13 protein-coding genes and 1 pseudogene are annotated in these 14,838 nt (G+C 63.0%); 10 read left to right on the top strand and 4 right to left on the bottom strand.

Going from position 1 to position 14,838, the window contains the following annotated elements; all coding sequences use genetic code 11:
- Positions 1–45 precede the first annotated feature (45 nt).
- Positions 46–1,032, bottom strand: a complete 987-nt coding sequence (locus ACQR1B_RS26300; RefSeq protein ID WP_434834969.1) for a sugar-binding transcriptional regulator — start codon at positions 1,030–1,032, stop codon at positions 46–48.
- A 159-nt stretch (positions 1,033–1,191) separates the two neighbouring features.
- On the opposite strand from ACQR1B_RS26300, the gene ACQR1B_RS26295 reads away from it, so the two are divergent.
- The 8 genes and pseudogenes from ACQR1B_RS26295 (at position 1,192) to ACQR1B_RS26260 (ending at position 9,771) form a co-directional block, all read left to right on the top strand.
- Positions 1,192–2,400: an ABC transporter substrate-binding protein gene (locus ACQR1B_RS26295; RefSeq protein WP_434834968.1), complete on the top strand. Its 1,209-nt coding sequence runs from the start codon at positions 1,192–1,194 to the stop codon at positions 2,398–2,400.
- A gap of 2 nt (positions 2,401–2,402) precedes the next feature.
- The gene (locus ACQR1B_RS26290; RefSeq protein ID WP_434834967.1) at positions 2,403–3,212 is read left to right on the top strand and encodes an ABC transporter ATP-binding protein; all 810 of its coding nucleotides are present in this window, start codon (positions 2,403–2,405) and stop codon (positions 3,210–3,212) included.
- Positions 3,193–3,930, top strand: a complete 738-nt coding sequence (locus ACQR1B_RS26285; RefSeq protein ID WP_434834966.1) for an ABC transporter ATP-binding protein — start codon at positions 3,193–3,195, stop codon at positions 3,928–3,930. The genes ACQR1B_RS26290 and ACQR1B_RS26285 overlap by 20 nt, the downstream gene beginning before the upstream one ends.
- A gap of 6 nt (positions 3,931–3,936) precedes the next feature.
- Positions 3,937–4,791 (top strand): annotated as a pseudogene (locus tag ACQR1B_RS26280) (branched-chain amino acid ABC transporter permease); the annotation flags it as partial.
- 54 nt (positions 4,792–4,845) lie between these two features.
- Positions 4,846–5,847, top strand: a complete 1,002-nt coding sequence (locus ACQR1B_RS26275; RefSeq protein WP_434835108.1) for a branched-chain amino acid ABC transporter permease — start codon at positions 4,846–4,848, stop codon at positions 5,845–5,847.
- Positions 5,844–7,190: an amidase gene (locus ACQR1B_RS26270; protein WP_434834965.1), complete on the top strand. Its 1,347-nt coding sequence runs from the start codon at positions 5,844–5,846 to the stop codon at positions 7,188–7,190. The genes ACQR1B_RS26275 and ACQR1B_RS26270 overlap by 4 nt, the downstream gene beginning before the upstream one ends.
- The gene (phnA, locus tag ACQR1B_RS26265; RefSeq protein ID WP_434834964.1) at positions 7,190–8,467 is read left to right on the top strand and encodes a phosphonoacetate hydrolase; all 1,278 of its coding nucleotides are present in this window, start codon (positions 7,190–7,192) and stop codon (positions 8,465–8,467) included. Before ACQR1B_RS26270 ends, phnA begins: the two co-directional genes overlap by 1 nt.
- 2 nt (positions 8,468–8,469) lie before the next feature.
- Positions 8,470–9,771 carry an alkaline phosphatase family protein gene (locus ACQR1B_RS26260; RefSeq protein ID WP_434834963.1) on the top strand — a complete coding sequence of 434 codons (1,302 nt, stop codon included), beginning with the start codon at positions 8,470–8,472 and terminating at the stop codon, positions 9,769–9,771.
- 164 nt (positions 9,772–9,935) lie between these two features.
- Here ACQR1B_RS26260 and ACQR1B_RS26255 read toward each other — a convergent pair whose 3' ends face one another.
- Both ACQR1B_RS26255 and ACQR1B_RS26250 read right to left on the bottom strand, forming a co-directional pair.
- On the bottom strand, positions 9,936–10,307 hold the full coding sequence (locus ACQR1B_RS26255; RefSeq protein WP_434871351.1) for a nuclear transport factor 2 family protein: 372 nt from the start codon (positions 10,305–10,307) through the stop codon (positions 9,936–9,938).
- Positions 10,308–10,338: 31 nt separating this feature from the next.
- Entirely contained in the window at positions 10,339–11,118 is a 780-nt protein-coding gene (locus ACQR1B_RS26250) for a hypothetical protein (RefSeq protein ID WP_434834962.1), read from the bottom strand.
- Between the two features lie 167 nt (positions 11,119–11,285).
- Here ACQR1B_RS26250 and ACQR1B_RS26245 point away from each other — a divergent pair, with 167 nt between their 5' ends.
- Together ACQR1B_RS26245 and ACQR1B_RS26240 are read left to right on the top strand one after the other, a co-directional pair.
- Positions 11,286–11,762, top strand: coding sequence for a helix-turn-helix domain-containing protein (locus ACQR1B_RS26245; protein ID WP_434834961.1), 477 nt, complete (start codon positions 11,286–11,288; stop codon positions 11,760–11,762).
- A gap of 387 nt (positions 11,763–12,149) precedes the next feature.
- Positions 12,150–13,016 (top strand): DMT family transporter, encoded by an 867-nt coding sequence (locus ACQR1B_RS26240; protein WP_434834960.1) that lies wholly within the window; start codon positions 12,150–12,152, stop codon positions 13,014–13,016.
- Between the two features lie 16 nt (positions 13,017–13,032).
- Here the strand turns inward: ACQR1B_RS26240 and nikE are convergent, their stop codons facing one another.
- Positions 13,033–14,832: a nickel ABC transporter ATP-binding protein NikE gene (gene nikE / locus ACQR1B_RS26235; protein ID WP_434834959.1), complete on the bottom strand. Its 1,800-nt coding sequence runs from the start codon at positions 14,830–14,832 to the stop codon at positions 13,033–13,035.
- Positions 14,833–14,838: the final 6 nt, after the last annotated feature.

The following is a 14,838-nucleotide window of genomic DNA, read 5'->3' as shown; positions in this document are numbered from 1 at the left end:
GAGCCGCCGCGCCACGAACGAAGCGGCTCCGCCGGCAATGCGCACCTAGTCGATCAGCAGCTTCTCCGCCGCACTTTCGTCAGTCACGAGAACATGACAGAGCCCGGCCAGCAGCGCGGCGCGAATGATCGCGACCTTCTGAAGTCCGCCGGCTGCCAGAACCCGGTGCTTGATCCGATGAATGTGGTCCCAAGGCGGATTGATGGTCCGCCGCGACAGCGGATGATCCACCCGCTTGCCACTGCGATCGAGGTAGTGGCCGCAAATGTCTCCGACCGCGCCGGCCGCTCGCAGCGACGTCCAGGTCTTGCGCGAGATGACGTTGTATTCGAGCACCTTTGACTGCTCGGAAAGGTCAATCGCGCTCAAAAGTGCCATGTCCAGATTTGGCACCATGGCCAACACGGAGCGAACCGGCTCGCTGTCTACGATGAGGTCGCGGAAGGCCGCATCGTCGACGAACATGGGCGCGGTGAGATAATAACAGCGGGCTCCGAGTGCGCGTGCGATCATCGCGGCGTTGTCGTAAGGATTGATTGGCGCGCTTTCCGCCAATCCGCCGCAGAGCAGGACGACCTTGGTGTTCTGCCCCTGACGCGGCCTCAGGTTCTGGGCGGCAGCGTTGATCGTCCCTCCCCAGGTGATCCCAATCGAGCCGTCCGCCGGGAGCTGTTCAGCGACGTAGTTGGCAGCTGCGGCTCCCAGAAACGACCTGACGTCCGGGTCACTCATGGGGGTTGGAACCACGATAGCTTGCGTCAAGCCGTATCGCACAGCGAGCTCCGCCTCGAGTTTCGTTCGCTGACCGGCGGGATCGGTGATCGTGATCTGCACGAAGCCGCTTTCCCGCGCGAGCCCGAGGATCCGGTTGACCCGCTTCCGCGTCATGTTCAGCCGCTGCGATATCGCCTCCTGGGTCTGCCCTTCCTTGAAGTAGTACCAGCATATTCTGGCAACCAGGACCCGATCTTCCAGGATCGTATCGGCGTTGTCGGTCTCGCCGTCGCGCAGTTTCAGGTTTGAGGGGGTCACGTCACAGCCTGAGTCGGTTTGGGTCAGAACCCCTGTGTGCCCCGTGGCGCTCGCTACGACAACCACCATCCCGGACAGCTCAATTGTACCCATACCGTCACAAATGTGTCAGCGAGCCCGGTTATGCACCCCCCTACCAACATTGATAGGGGGCTGACCATGCGAAGCATTCTGCTGTCGGTTGCATTTCTCTCCGTCTCGATGAGTGCCGCATTGGCGGAATTCTCGGACGGCAAGGTCGTCATCGGCGTCATGGGGGATCAGAGCGGCGTCGTCGCCGACGTTGGTGGTCCCGGCTCGATTCTCGCGGCCCGGATGGCCGTTGCCGATTTCGGAGGAACCGTTGACGGCACCCCGATCGAGATCATCACGGCAGATCATCAGAACAAGCCGGACATCGCCTCCAGCATCGCCCGAGAATGGTTCGACCGGCGCGGCGTCGACGCCATCGTCGATCTGCCGCATTCGGGTGTGGTTTTCGGACTGATCCCGCTCGCCACCGACAAGAAGCGCTCGCTTCTGATATCCGGCGCAGCCTCCACCGACATCACGGGCCGCTATTGTTCGCCCTATGTCACGCACTGGACCGACGATACCTATGCGCTGGCGCGCGGCACTGCGGCGTCGCTGCTCGACCAGGGCTTGACGACGTGGTTCTTCCTCACCGCGGATTATTCCTTTGGCCATGATCTCGAGGGAGCGGCCCAACAGGTCGTGGACGAGCGCGGCGGAAAGGTGATCGGCAGCGCTCGCCATCCGCTCGGCACCGCCGACTTTTCCACGCTCCTGGTGAGGGCACGCAGCTCCTCCGCCGAGGTGATCGCGCTTGCCAGCGCCGGAGCCGACACCGTCAACGCCATCAAGCAAGCCGGCCAGTTCGGGATCGCGCGGGCCGGGCAAAAGCTGGCCGCGCTGCATGCCTTCGTGACCGATATCAACAGTATCGGTCTGGAGACGGCGCAGAACCTGATCATCAGCACCGGCTTCTACTGGAACGACAACGATGCGACGCGCTCATTCGCCCGGCGGTTCTTTGCCACCCACGGACGGATGCCGACGCGTGAGCAGGCCGGCGTCTATGTCAGCGTGCTGCACTATTTGAAGGCCGCACGGGCGGCGCACAGCGACGACGCCGCTTCCGTCAACGACCAGATGCGCCAGCTGCCGGTCGACCGCTTCGGCCGCGAAGCGCACATTCAGGCGAATGGACGAGTAACCTATGAGATCGGCGTCTATCGCGTGAAGGCGCCGGCCGAAAGCAAGGAGCCGTGGGACTTCTACGTCCGCACAGCCTCGGTTCCTGCGAGCGCGGCATTCCGTCCCGCATCGGCATCCGGCTGCAGCTCGCAAGCGGCCAGGGCGCAATAAACATGGCAGCCAGCGCCTCGCTCCAGGCTTTCGAAGATCCGAGAGCCGTCTCTGCCCCGCCGCCGACCGACCTCGTGCTGAAAGTTCGTGGTCTGACGGTTCAGTTCAAGGATTTCGTCGTCTTGAACGAGGTGTCGCTCGACCTTCGGGATGGCTGCATTCACGCGGTCATCGGCCCGAATGGAGCTGGCAAGTCGACCCTGTTCAACGCGATCAGCGGCTTCATCAAGCCCACCTGCGGCCAGATCGAATTGTTCGGACGCGACGTCACGGCCTGGCCTGCCAATCGGCTGGCCAGATTCGGGCTCGCACGATCCTTCCAGATCTGCGCTGTCTTTCCCGAATTGTCGGTCGAAGAGAACATGCTGGTGGCGCAGGCGCATGCCAGCCCGCCACTCCGGCTGTTGCGCCGTCGCGTCGGCGACGACCTCACTCCGCACAGCGAGACTCTCCTGGCACAGGCTGGCCTGACCTGCGACCGACGCAGGCAGGCGCGTGAACTCCCCTATGGGCGGCGGCGCCTGCTCGAAATTGCAACCACGCTCGCGCTCAAACCTCGCCTCCTGCTTCTCGACGAGCCGACGTCGGGGCTCGGGCGGGAAGACATCGGTCCAGTCGTCGAGATGATTGCCGACGCAGCGCAGGATTGCTGCGTCCTGCTGGTTGAACACAATCTCAAGGTCGTCGAACGGCTCGCGGACCACGTCACCGTCCTGGCGAACGGAGCCGTTCTGAGCGACGGATCCTATCAAGACGTTGCGCGCGACCACCGCGTCCGCGAAGCCTATCTCGGTGCAGTCGCTGATGCTTGATCCGGAACGACGAGAAACAAGCCTTCCTCTTGCGATATCCAATCTCAAGGCCTGGTATGGCGAGAGCCAGGCGCTGTTTGGGGTCGACGTCACCGTATCGGAGGGCGAGGTGGTCGTGTTGCTGGGCCGCAACGGGGCCGGCAAGAGCACCATCCTGCGCGCCATCATGGGCCTGTTGCAGCGGCAATCGGGGCATGTGCTGGTGCAGGGGCGCGAGGTGCGTTCGCTGCGTCCATCGGAGCGCGCGCATCTTGGTCTCGGTTACTGTCCGGAAGAGCGAGGGATCTTCGCGAGCCTGACCGTGGCCGAGAACATGGCGCTATCGCCCACGCTGGGCGGCATCGGCATGAGCGAAGATGAGATCTTCGAACTGTTCCCGAATCTGCGGTCGCGGACCCGCCATCTCGGCGGGCAGCTGAGCGGCGGCGAACAACAGATGCTGGCAATCGGGCGGATCCTGCGATCCGGTGCCCGAACTCTGCTGCTGGACGAGCCGACGGAGGGGCTGGCCCCCATCATCATCCGACAGATCGAACAGGCGATCAGCGTGCTCAAGCAGCGCGGCTACACCATCCTGCTGGTCGAACAGAACCTCGCTTTCGTGCTGGGCGTCGCTGACCGGGTTGTTGCAATCGAAAACGGATTGGTTGTCGACAATTGCCCGACCAGCGAGGCCGAGCGGATCGAAGCGCGCCTCTCCAAATACGTTGCTGTGTGAATCTGCATGTCGAGCCTCGTTCTCTCCTATCTCACCATCGGTCTGGTCAATGGATCCTTCTACGCCCTGCTCTGCCTCGGCCTCGCATTGATCTTCGGGCTCTTGAACATCCTCAACATGGCTCACGGCGCGCTCTACATGATGGGTGCATTTGCCGCCTGGGCGGCCGTTGCACGCCTTGGTCTTCCCTACCTGATGGGCCTGTGTGCGGCCGCCGTTCTGGTTGGATCGGCCGGGATGGTGCTGGAGCGGCTCTTGCTGCGGCGGACCTACGGTCTCGATCCGCTCTACGGATTCATGCTGAGCTTCGGGCTCGCAACCGCGATCCAGGGCGGATTTCAGGTCATTTTCGGCTCGAGCGGACTGCCTTTCACGACGCCCGTCTGGCTGTCGGACGTGGTCGATCTCGGCTATGCGGTGTTTCCCGTCTACCGGCTGTGGGTGGTGTTGGTCGCCCTTGCCGTTTGTCTCGGGGTGTGGATCGCGATCGCAAGAACCAAGGCTGGAGCGACGCTTCGGGCGGCCTCCGAGAACGCCTCGATGGCCGAAGCGCTGGGCGTGCCGATTCCTGTGGTGATGACGGCAACCTTTGGGCTGGGCGCGGCTCTCGCGGGCCTCGCCGGCGCTCTTGCGGCGCCGATCTATCAGGTGAGTCCGCTGATGGGCTCCAACGTCCTGCTCGTTGTCTTCGCCATCATTGTGATCGGCGGGATGGGCTCGCTCGGAGGGACGATCCTGGCGGCCTACTGCCTGGCGTTGCTCGAGAGCGCGACGCTGGCGGTGTTCCCGCAAGCGGCCGATGTCATGATCTTCGCTTTCATGTGCATCGTCCTGTCGGTCCGGCCACAGGGCCTGTTCGGCATCGAGGTGTTGCGTCATCATTCCTTTGCCGGCATTCCGCCGCCGCCCGCCGCCATGCTTGATGCACGGGCGGAACGAAAATACGAGCGCATCCTGATCGTCGTCATCATCGCAGCTGCACTCGCTGTCCCGCCGGCACTGCTCTACCCGATCTTCCTGGTCAAGATCTTCTGCTTTGCGATTCTTGCCGCGTCGTTCAACTTCCTGCTGGGGTTCGCCGGTGTCATGTCGTTCGGACAGGCGGCTCTCTACGGGACGGCCGCCTATGTCACCGCATATGCGCTGAAGCACTGGGCGATGTCCCCGGAGCTGGCCATGCTGGCCGGGATCACTGCCGCTGTTCTGCTCGGCGTCGTCATGGGAGCGCTGGCGATCCGGCGGCGTGGCATCTATCAAGCCATGATCACGCTGGCCGTCGCCCAGATGGTCTATTTCGTGTTCGTGCAGTCGAGCTTTACGCATGGCGAGGACGGGCTGCAGGCGGTGCCACGCGGTGTCCTGTTTGGTCTGATCGATCTGCGCAACGATCTCGCCGTCTATGCGCTCGCCGCGATCGCCTTCTGCTCCGTCCATTTCGGCATCAAGCGGCTGTTGTCGTCTCAGCTCGGGATGATGCTTGTCGCAGTCCGCGACGACGAGCGGCGCGCCTTGTCTCTCGGTCAGAACGCCTGGGGCCTCAAGCTGTTCGCCTTCGCGATCGCCGCCGGCTGTGCCGGCCTCGCCGGGTCACTGAGCGCGGTTGCCTTTCAGCTCGCGACGTTGTCCGGCGCACACTGGCACCTCTCCGGAGAGGCTGTTCTGATGTGCCTCATCGGCGGCCTCGGCACATTGAGCGGACCCTTGGTCGGCGCTGCGGTCCTGGTCACGATGCAGCACTTTCTTGCTCCCTTTGGTGCCTGGGTGCAGGTGCTCCAGGGCGTTGTCTTTGCGTTCTGCGTCCTGACCTTTCGGGACGGCATCGTTCCCCGGCGCGCGTTCGCGTGGCGTGCGCGCCTGCGTAGACCCGTCATGTCCGCATTCGCCGCCGAAACCCTCGAGGAGACAGGCAGATCATGACGAGCGCGGCCCCACTCACCCGACGTAAGCTGTGCGAGATGGACTGCGATCCTTCGCTGTTGACGGCGACCGCTGCAGCGTTGGCCATCCGCGACGGCCGCCTGTCTGCAACCGCACTGCTCGAGGCCTGCCTCGGCCGCATCGCCGCACGCGACGACGACGTCCGCGCCTTCAGTCACGTCGCGACGAACGTGGCGCGCGAGCAGGCGGCCCTCGCCGACAAGGCCCAATCGGAGGGCCGGCTCGCCGGACCGCTCCATGGCCTGCCCGTCGGCATCAAGGATGTCTTCGATACGATCGACATGCCATCAGAATATGGCAGCAGCCTGCTGCGCGACCGTCGCCCGGCGGCGGACGCCGCGGCGGTCGCGATCCTCAGGCGAGCCGGCGCCATCATCATTGGCAAGACGACGACGTCGGAGTTCGGCATGTATCATCCGAGCGCAACCCGCAATCCCAATGATCTTGGACGTTCGCCTGGCGTGTCTTCAGCCGGCTCAGCGGCGGCTGTGGTCGACCGAATGGTCCCTCTCGCACTCGGGACTCAGCACACCGCCTCGACAATCCTGCCGGCATCATTCTGCGGAGCGTATGCGTTCAAGCCATCGTTCGGCTCTACGAGCATGGAAGGCTCCAACATCCTGGTGCCTCGGCTTGCACAGATTGGCTATCTCGCAAGATCCATCCAGGATCTCTGCTTGTTTGCCGGCGCATTTGATCCCGTTGTCGACGGCGCCGCCGACCGGATCGGACACCCCCCAAGGCTCGCCGTGGTGCGCGGACCGGGATTCGAGCAGGTCGCAACGGACGCGGACGAGGCTTTAACCGCCTTCATTGATGCGTTGCCTGCCGCAGTCCACGAGCTGGATCTTCCGAGCGAGTTCGGCCATGCGATCGAGGTGGCTCTTGGCCTTTTGAACGCTCATCTGGCGGCCCGCTTCGGCGATCTCCCCCAGCATCTGTCTGCCAGGCTGTGTCCACCGCTGCAGGACGGCATCGCCGCGGGCCATGCGCTCAGCGCAAAACGTTACATCGAGTTGAACGCGACGGCCGATCGCCTGAACAGACTGAGCTCGGAGCTGTTCGCGCATCACGACGCGCTTGTGACGTTGTCGGCGCTGGGCGAGGCGACACGGCTCGATGAAGGTCCCGGCTCCGGGAGCCTCGCGATGCCCTGGAGCCTGTGCGGTCTGCCGGTCGTCTCACTGCCGCTGCTTTGCGGCGCACACGGCTTGCCGATCGGTCTCCAGCTCATTGGGCGTCATGGCTCTGACCGTGAGCTGCTTCAGAACGCAGCCTGGATTGCTCACACCTGCCGCCTGCCAACAGGGGTTGATCATTGATGCGATATTCATCCGCCACCGAGCCGACAACGAATTCCGACGCGCAAATCGAAGTGAACGGACGGGTCTACAATTGGCCGCGCGTTTCCACGGTCATCATCTGCTTCGACGGCTGCGCTCCAGACTATATTGCGGCTGCGAGCGCCGCGGGCATCATCCCTGCCCTCGATCGCATGCGGCGGGACGGCTTTGCGACCACGGCGCTCGCGGCGATGCCGACCTTCACCAATCCAAACAACGTGTCGATCGTCACCGGGGTCGCGCCCGCGCACCACGGGGTGTCGGGCAACTTCTACATCGATCGGACGAGCGGAGAGGAGGTGATGATGGTAGACGCATCACCGATGCGAGCGCCGACGATCCTGTCCGCCTTCTCCCGTGCCGGAGCCAAGGTGGCCGCCGTGACGGCCAAGGACAAGCTCCGCAAGGCGCTTGGCAAGGACCTCAAGGGAATCGTGTTCTCTGCCGAGAAGGCGGATTGCTGCAGCGAAGCCGAGCATGGCATTGCAGACGTGCCCGCGCGGATCGGCCGCTCCGTCCCTCATCAATATTCGGCGGACCTGTCGCTGTTCGTCCTGGACGCCGGTCTCAGGCTCTTGGCGGATCATCGCCCTGATCTGATCTATTTGTCGCTGTCCGACTACGTCCAGCACGCCCATGCGCCGCACGAGCCGGAGGCCCTGGCTTTCATGGCCGAGGTGGATCAGAGGCTCGGCGCACTGCTTGCCGAGGGCGCGCTCGTCGGGATCGTCGCCGACCACGGTATGAGTGATATGGCGCGCGCCGATGGGTCGCCCAATGTCATGTATCTCGGCGATCAGCTCGACGCAGCCCTTGGCCTCGGGCGGACGCGGGTGATCTGCCCCATCACCGACCCGTTCGTCCGCCATCACGGCGCGCTCGGCGGCTTCGTCCGGGTTCACCTGCTGGATCCAGTCCTGCGCGCGTCAGACGTCGTTTCGTTTCTTGCAGGGCTTCCCGGCGTCGGCCTCGCCTTGACCGGAGATGAAGCGGCCGCACGCTTCGAGCTGCCGCGCGACCGCGAGGGCGACGTCTGCGTGATTGGAGCAAAAGGAATCGCCCTGGGCGCCCGAGCGTGCGACCACGAGCTTTCCAACCTGGCGGGCGCAAGGCTGCGCTCGCATGGCGGCCTCGCCGAGCAGCGCGTCCCCTTCATCCTGTCTCATCGGCTTCGCGCGAGCCAGGGCACGCCCGCCGAGCGGACCTTACGCAATTTCGATATTTTCAGTGTCGCACTCAATGAGGTGGATCTTTGACCATGAAGCGGGTTGTCATCATCATCCTCGACGGACTTCGACGGGACCTCGTTTCGCCTGCGACCACGCCCCATCTCGCAGGTTTCGCCGCGCAGGCCGAATGGTTCGAAGACTACCGCACCGTCTTTCCGTCGTGCACACGCGTCGTGTCGGCGAGTGTTGCAACCGGATGCACGCCTGCAAGGCATGGACTGCAAGGCAACTCCGTGGCCTTGATCGAAGCCGGCAGGTTGGTGCTGCGCGACGCCGGAGATCCGCAGTTTCTGCAACACAAGCGCCGCGTCACTGGATCCTCACTGCAAGTGCCGACCCTGGCGGAACGCGTCAAGACCGTGGGGGGCCAGATCGTCTTCAGCAACGTGTCCCCCGGGGCTGCCTATGCTCATGATCCCGACGGGCATGGATTTGTCTATCACCGGGCCGGCTCGTTCGGACCTGGCCGCATCGAAGTCGCAGCCGGCGATCGATTGGACGTCACGCTGGATAGCCGCGGGGACGCCAGCATGACGGCGCGCTTCATCGATGACGTTCTGGTCAGGCGTCGCCCTGCCGTGGGCGTATTGTGGCTTGGCGAACCGGACCATATTCAACACAACGCACCGCTCGGTTCTCCTGACCATCTTGCCGTTCTGGCGGAGGCGGATCGTCGGGCCGCCGAGGTGATCGCAGCCGTCGAAAGACAGCGCGACCAGGGCGAGGACATCCTCCTTCTGATCGGATCGGATCACGGTCATCAAACGGTCGAGGACATCGTCGACATCGATGCAGCGCTGATCACCGCGGGTCTCAAAGCCAATCATGCATCTGACGAGATTCTGGCCATCTCGAACGGTACTTCGGCCTTGATCTATGTCGATTCCCAGCGCGGCCCCCCGCTGCAAAACGTGCGATCGTTTCTGGAACGCAGCGATTGGGCCGGACAGGTCTTCGGACCGGACGAGCTCGACCGTGTTGGACAAGCTCACACCGGCGGCCTTGCTTTTGCTGTTTCCATGCGCTCCAGCGATGTCCCCAACCGCTTTGGAATCCGCGGTTCGAGCCTCGCGGCCAAGCCTGCGCTTGGCAAGCCCGACCGACTTGGATGCGGACAGCATGGAGGGCTCGGAACCTACGAGCAGGCCCCATTCCTGATGGCATGGGGCAAAGGCTTCCGTCCGGGTCAGATCCGCACGTCGCCCGCACGCGTCACCGATATCGCGCCGACAGTGCTGTCCCATCTTGGGCTGGCCTGCACAGGAATGGACGGGGAGGCATTGCAGCAGGCGGCAGCCTTGCGTTCCGAAACGCGCGCCATGACGGCCTGACGCCCGCGCTGTACACGCATTGGCCCAGACGATGTCCAGCCAAAACGATCAAGCACCGGCAATGATCATCGCGCCTGCCGGGCCGATGGCTGCTGCCCGGTCCCCGGGCCGCCACACCCGTCGTGTGGACGGCTCGTGCCGAGAGAGCGTGGCCGCTGTGCCGATCAGAGCGCCGGGCTGTCAAAGAACGTCCGCCGGAGGCCGATGCGGCCAGCACTGAGATGATAGACATCTGCAAATCTGGCCTTCAGGGGATGTCCGTCCTTGTCCCGGCCCGTAAAGCTGCCCCAGCAGGCGATCTGCTCGCCATTGCTCAGCACCTGCTCGAGCAGGTGCTCTCCCGAGGCCACGATGCGCTCCTGACGATAGAACTGCATGATCGCCAGCTTGCCGACAAAGGGCTCATATCCGGGACGCTCATAGACGGCTCCGTCGTCCAGCAGGCTGGACAAGCCTGCCCAGTCCTGAGCGTCGATACACGCGAACAGACGCCTGACATATGCCTCGGCTTCCCGATGCCCCATTGACCCTTGCATGCCTACCTCCGCCATCGAAAGCCGGTTCCGCTCATATCGCAGCTGCGCGCGGATCCGATTGCTCACTCCAGCCTACGCTTATGGCGGCCTCCAGATCGGCCAGCATCTCCTGCACCGGCATCCAGACAAGACCACAGCGCATCGACCCGAGCGGAGATACGACCAGTTCGACGCTCGATCGCTCGATCCGGGTATAGCCGGTGCGATCTGCCATCCCTCCAGCAATCACGGCGTCGGCCATCATGCTGATCGTGAAATCCGTATTCCAGCGCGCATGAGCATAGGCACGCGAAATCCGGGGCATGATACGCGCCAACCCCCTGCCGCGAAAATCGGGCCGGTACCAGCCGGCGCCGGAAAATACGACCCTGCCCGATATCGTGGACGCCACCGGAGTGGCAATTGTACAACCGTCTCCGCGCGCCGAGGCGGCTGCCGGATTTGCGTAGAACATGCGAAGCGAGCTGGCTTCCTCGAACAAGGTCGTGTCCGTCCAGTCGTAGTACCGACCCGCCTGTGTCGCGACGACCTCTCCGTCCCTGTCTTTCCCGACCATGACGAAGGTGTTCTCAGCTGTCGCGCCGCCGAGGTCGGGCTGGAAAATCGGCACCAGCGGCCGCCAGCTGTCGGAATTTGCGCTGTTGATGCCGAGCAAATCCTGTAGGCTCGCAAAATAGACGCTGATGCCGCGCTCTCGGGCGGCGGTGTCGGCGGCAAGGAAGAAGCGTCCTAGGAGGCTGACCGGACCATGATCGATCTTCAGATTGGAAGGCACGCGTCCAGATTGAGGACAGCAATCCTGCATCGACATCCCTTGCCCCTTGCTACATCGCGCACATTGAACCATGGCCTGCGACGATCGCATTCGGTCTATCCTCTGTAGTTGTAGCGCGAATGACATAATTCTGGTTGATTGTTTCAAGCTGAGATTGATGCTTCATGGACAACCATCTTCGATATGGCATGAGGTAGTCGGACGTGGCGACTTCCAAACAGATCCCTGACCGGCACCCCGCAGCGTCCCGAAACCAAGGCAAGCGGCTCAGGAGGTCATCCAAGAAGCCCAACCATGTCGACCAGCATGTGGGAACGCGGTTGCGCCTGCGACGGAACCTGCTCGATCTCAGCCAGGATGACCTGGCAAGACGCCTCGGCGTGACAGCTCAACTCATTCAGAAGTATGAAGCGGGCGAGACCAGGATCAGCGCATCTCGGCTGTACGAGATCGCAAACCAGCTTGCCGTTCCGATCGCCTGGTTCTTTGACGAGATTGACGCCAAGGCGCGCGCCGCCGCGCCAGAGGCGTCTCACGACCCGACGGCGGACTTCAGTGAGCTTGTCACCAAACGCGAGTCTCGCCAACTGCTCGAGCTTTATTTCGGTATATCCGACGAGCGGATTCGCCGAAAGATGCTGCAGATGGCCGAGCTTCTCCGCTCGCGCGGCGACGAGTAATGCGCTTATGGAGCCGGCCCCGAAGCGGCTCGCGCATGGTTCCGTTTCATAGCGATCGCGCGACTGCGTCCCGGGCACTACCTGGATTGGTAGCTGTGCACAGGATGGATCTCATACTAGGCTTAAGAGAGGCCCGTGCGGCGGATGGCACTGTCGAAGGCTCGGGGCTCATGACACCGATTTCGCGTGCCGTTGAGATGAAAAACAACTCGCTTCGTTGCTGGCTGAAGCGACATTGCTGCTCGCAGCCATGGAGGCCGGCGCGCATCCGGACTTTGCAGAATTGCTCGATCTTTCAGACAGGACCGGGAGGAGACATATGGGAGGCGGCGCCGGACCGACGGACTTCTAATGACCGGCCGTTGTGCCACGCCCGGAATGGCGGCTATGGCTGCAATCATTTCGAGCTGCGCCAATGGCGCTCAGCTCGTGGTGACGCGTCTGGTCGTCCAGCACCACGACCCCCTGCTCGTCGCGCTGCTTCGCTGTACGATTGCCGCAGCGTGCCTCGCGCCACTTCTCTGGCGGGCGCGCTGGCCGCCAGCCCGCGACTGTGTGACGATCCTCGGGCTCGGCGCTGTGGTCGCCGGGCTCTGCCCATGGCTCCTGACAGCCGCCATGCGATACACCACCGCCTCGCGAGGAGCCCTCGTGATCTGCACGAGCCCCCTCCTCACCTTGACGTTCGCCGCGATCTTGGGCCATGAAAGATGCACCCTTTGGCGACTTGCGGGCTGTTGCTGCGCGCTTGTCGGAGTTGCGGTCGGCCTTTCAGGGCAACTCCTTTCCGGGACGCCACTTGCCATCAATCATGGTGATGCGCTGGTGCTTTTCACGACCATCCTGTTGGCTCTGTTCAACGTCTGCGCCGCTCGGATGCTGATGCGTCATCCCGCCCAAACCATCGTCCCCCTTGCCTGTTTCGGCGGCTGGATTGTGCTATTCGGATTGACCTGGGCGACCGGAGAGATGGGACGAATAGCGCTGTTTGCTGCCGGCGATTGGGGGGCGGTCCTGTTCTGTGGGTCCGTGGGAGGAGCCGGCGTGTTGCTGCTATGGTCGTGGGCGATCGAACAGGCGTCGGCAGCCAGAATCGCAATCTTTGTTACAGCGGCGCCGATCTCGGCCGGCGTATTCGGTTTCATCCTGCTTTCTGAAACCATATCGTCCCAACACGCCGCTGGAACAGCCCTCATTGTCGCCGGAATCTATCTCGTGTACCGAAACAAACCTCTGGCTGCCGGCCGAACCTGACGTAGCGCCGCTCCGGTCAGATCCGAGTGATCGCATCCACATTTCGCCAGCTGTTCTCGAGGTTGGAACCCAGCTCATTTGGGCCTCGAAATTCAATTCGAGGAATGGAGTCGAGAAGGGCCTTGGTATACGCATGTTGCGGTCTGCCGAACAGATCTGCGACCGCGGCCTGCTCAACGATGTGGCCTCCCTTCATGACCATGACGCGATCGCACATCAGGCGGACGATGTTGAGATCGTGGCTCACGAACAGATAGGACAGGCCCAAAGCCCGTTTCAGCCTGTCCAGCTGATTGAGCACCACCGCCTGCACGGAGACATCCAACGCCGAGGTCGGCTCGTCGAGCACGACCAGCGCAGGGTTCACGGAGATCGCGCGGCCAATGCCAATTCGAGCTTTCTGGCCACCGGAGAGCTGATGCGGGTACCTGCCGAGCAGCGCTTTCGGAAACTCGACCAGGTCGCAGATACTGTGGATGCGCGGTTCGAGATCAGACCTCTTCATCTGTTCGAGACGAAGCAGCGGGTCGGCAATGGCTTCAAACGCCGTCCGGCGCGGATCCAGGCTGCTGGCAGGATCTTGAAACACGATCTGAATCAGCCGCCGCTTGCCTGACCTCGCAAAGGACCTGGGATCGGCATCAGCGATCTCCTCACCATTGAGCCTGATCGATCCCGCCGAGGGCTTGATCAACTTGGCAATCAGCCGCGATGTCGTCGTCTTGCCCGACCCTGACTCGCCAACGAGTCCGACACATTCGCCCTGATGCACCTCGAAGCTGAGATCATCGACCGCGCGGAACGACGACGGCGCAATCTCGGCGCGGCCGCGCCAAGGCGCCATGAGCCGCGACAGCAGGCGGGGTGATTTCTGCAGCTCATAATCGTGCGTCAGTCCGTGGACGCTGAGAACCGGCACCGTTGCAGTGTCTCGCGTTCGTGTCCGTTCTGGCAGCGTCCGGACCAGACCGGAGACGTCTGGCTCACGGGGAGGAAGCAGATCCGTCAACTTGTCATGGCCCTGCGGTGTCGCACTCAACAGCTTTCGTGTATAGACGTGTTGCGGACGAATGAAGATCTGCTCGGTCGGCCCTTGCTCGACAACCCGGCCCCGCTCCATGATGATGACACGATCACAATATTGCGCCGCCAGCCCGAGATCATGGGTGATGAACATGGTGGACATCCCGCGCGAGCGGTTCAACTCCACCAGCAGCTCCATGATGGCTTTCTGGGTGGTGACGTCCAAGCCGGTGGTCGGCTCGTCGGCCAACAGCAATCGGGGTGTACACGCCAGCGCCATTGCAATCACGCTGCGCTGACACATTCCGCCGGACATTTCGAACGGATAGGCGTGGACACGACGCTCGGGGGCTTGAATGTGCACCGCGCGCAAGGCTTCGACAGCTTTCAGATCAGCGTCACGTCCCCGCAGCGGACTATGCGCCCTCAGAACGTCGCTGATCTGCGCGCCGACCGGCCTGATCGGATTGAGAGCCGTCTGCGGACTCTGAAAGACCATGGAAATCTCGCTTCCACGAATGGCCTTCAGCTCGGCCTCGGGCAATTCGAGCAGCGAACGGCCGAGATAAGTGATCGAACCTGATCGAACATGAGCCTGGCGCGGCAGCAACCCCAGGATCGAGTAGGCCGTAACAGACTTCCCGGACCCGCTTTCTCCGACGATGCCAACGATCTCCGCCGCTCCAATCTCGAGTGACACGTGATCGAGCGCCGGCACGCGTCCATGCGGCGTGTCGAAATCGACGGCCAGGCCTTCAATACGCATCAGAGGGGGATCGGATCTTTTCAGCATGACCTG

The sequence above is a fragment of the Bradyrhizobium oligotrophicum genome, assembly GCF_051168495.1.
Classification (GTDB): domain Bacteria; phylum Pseudomonadota; class Alphaproteobacteria; order Rhizobiales; family Xanthobacteraceae; genus Bradyrhizobium; species Bradyrhizobium oligotrophicum_A.
Note: the sequence above shows the minus strand (reverse complement) of the source record. Positions and strands in the feature narration are given on the sequence as shown.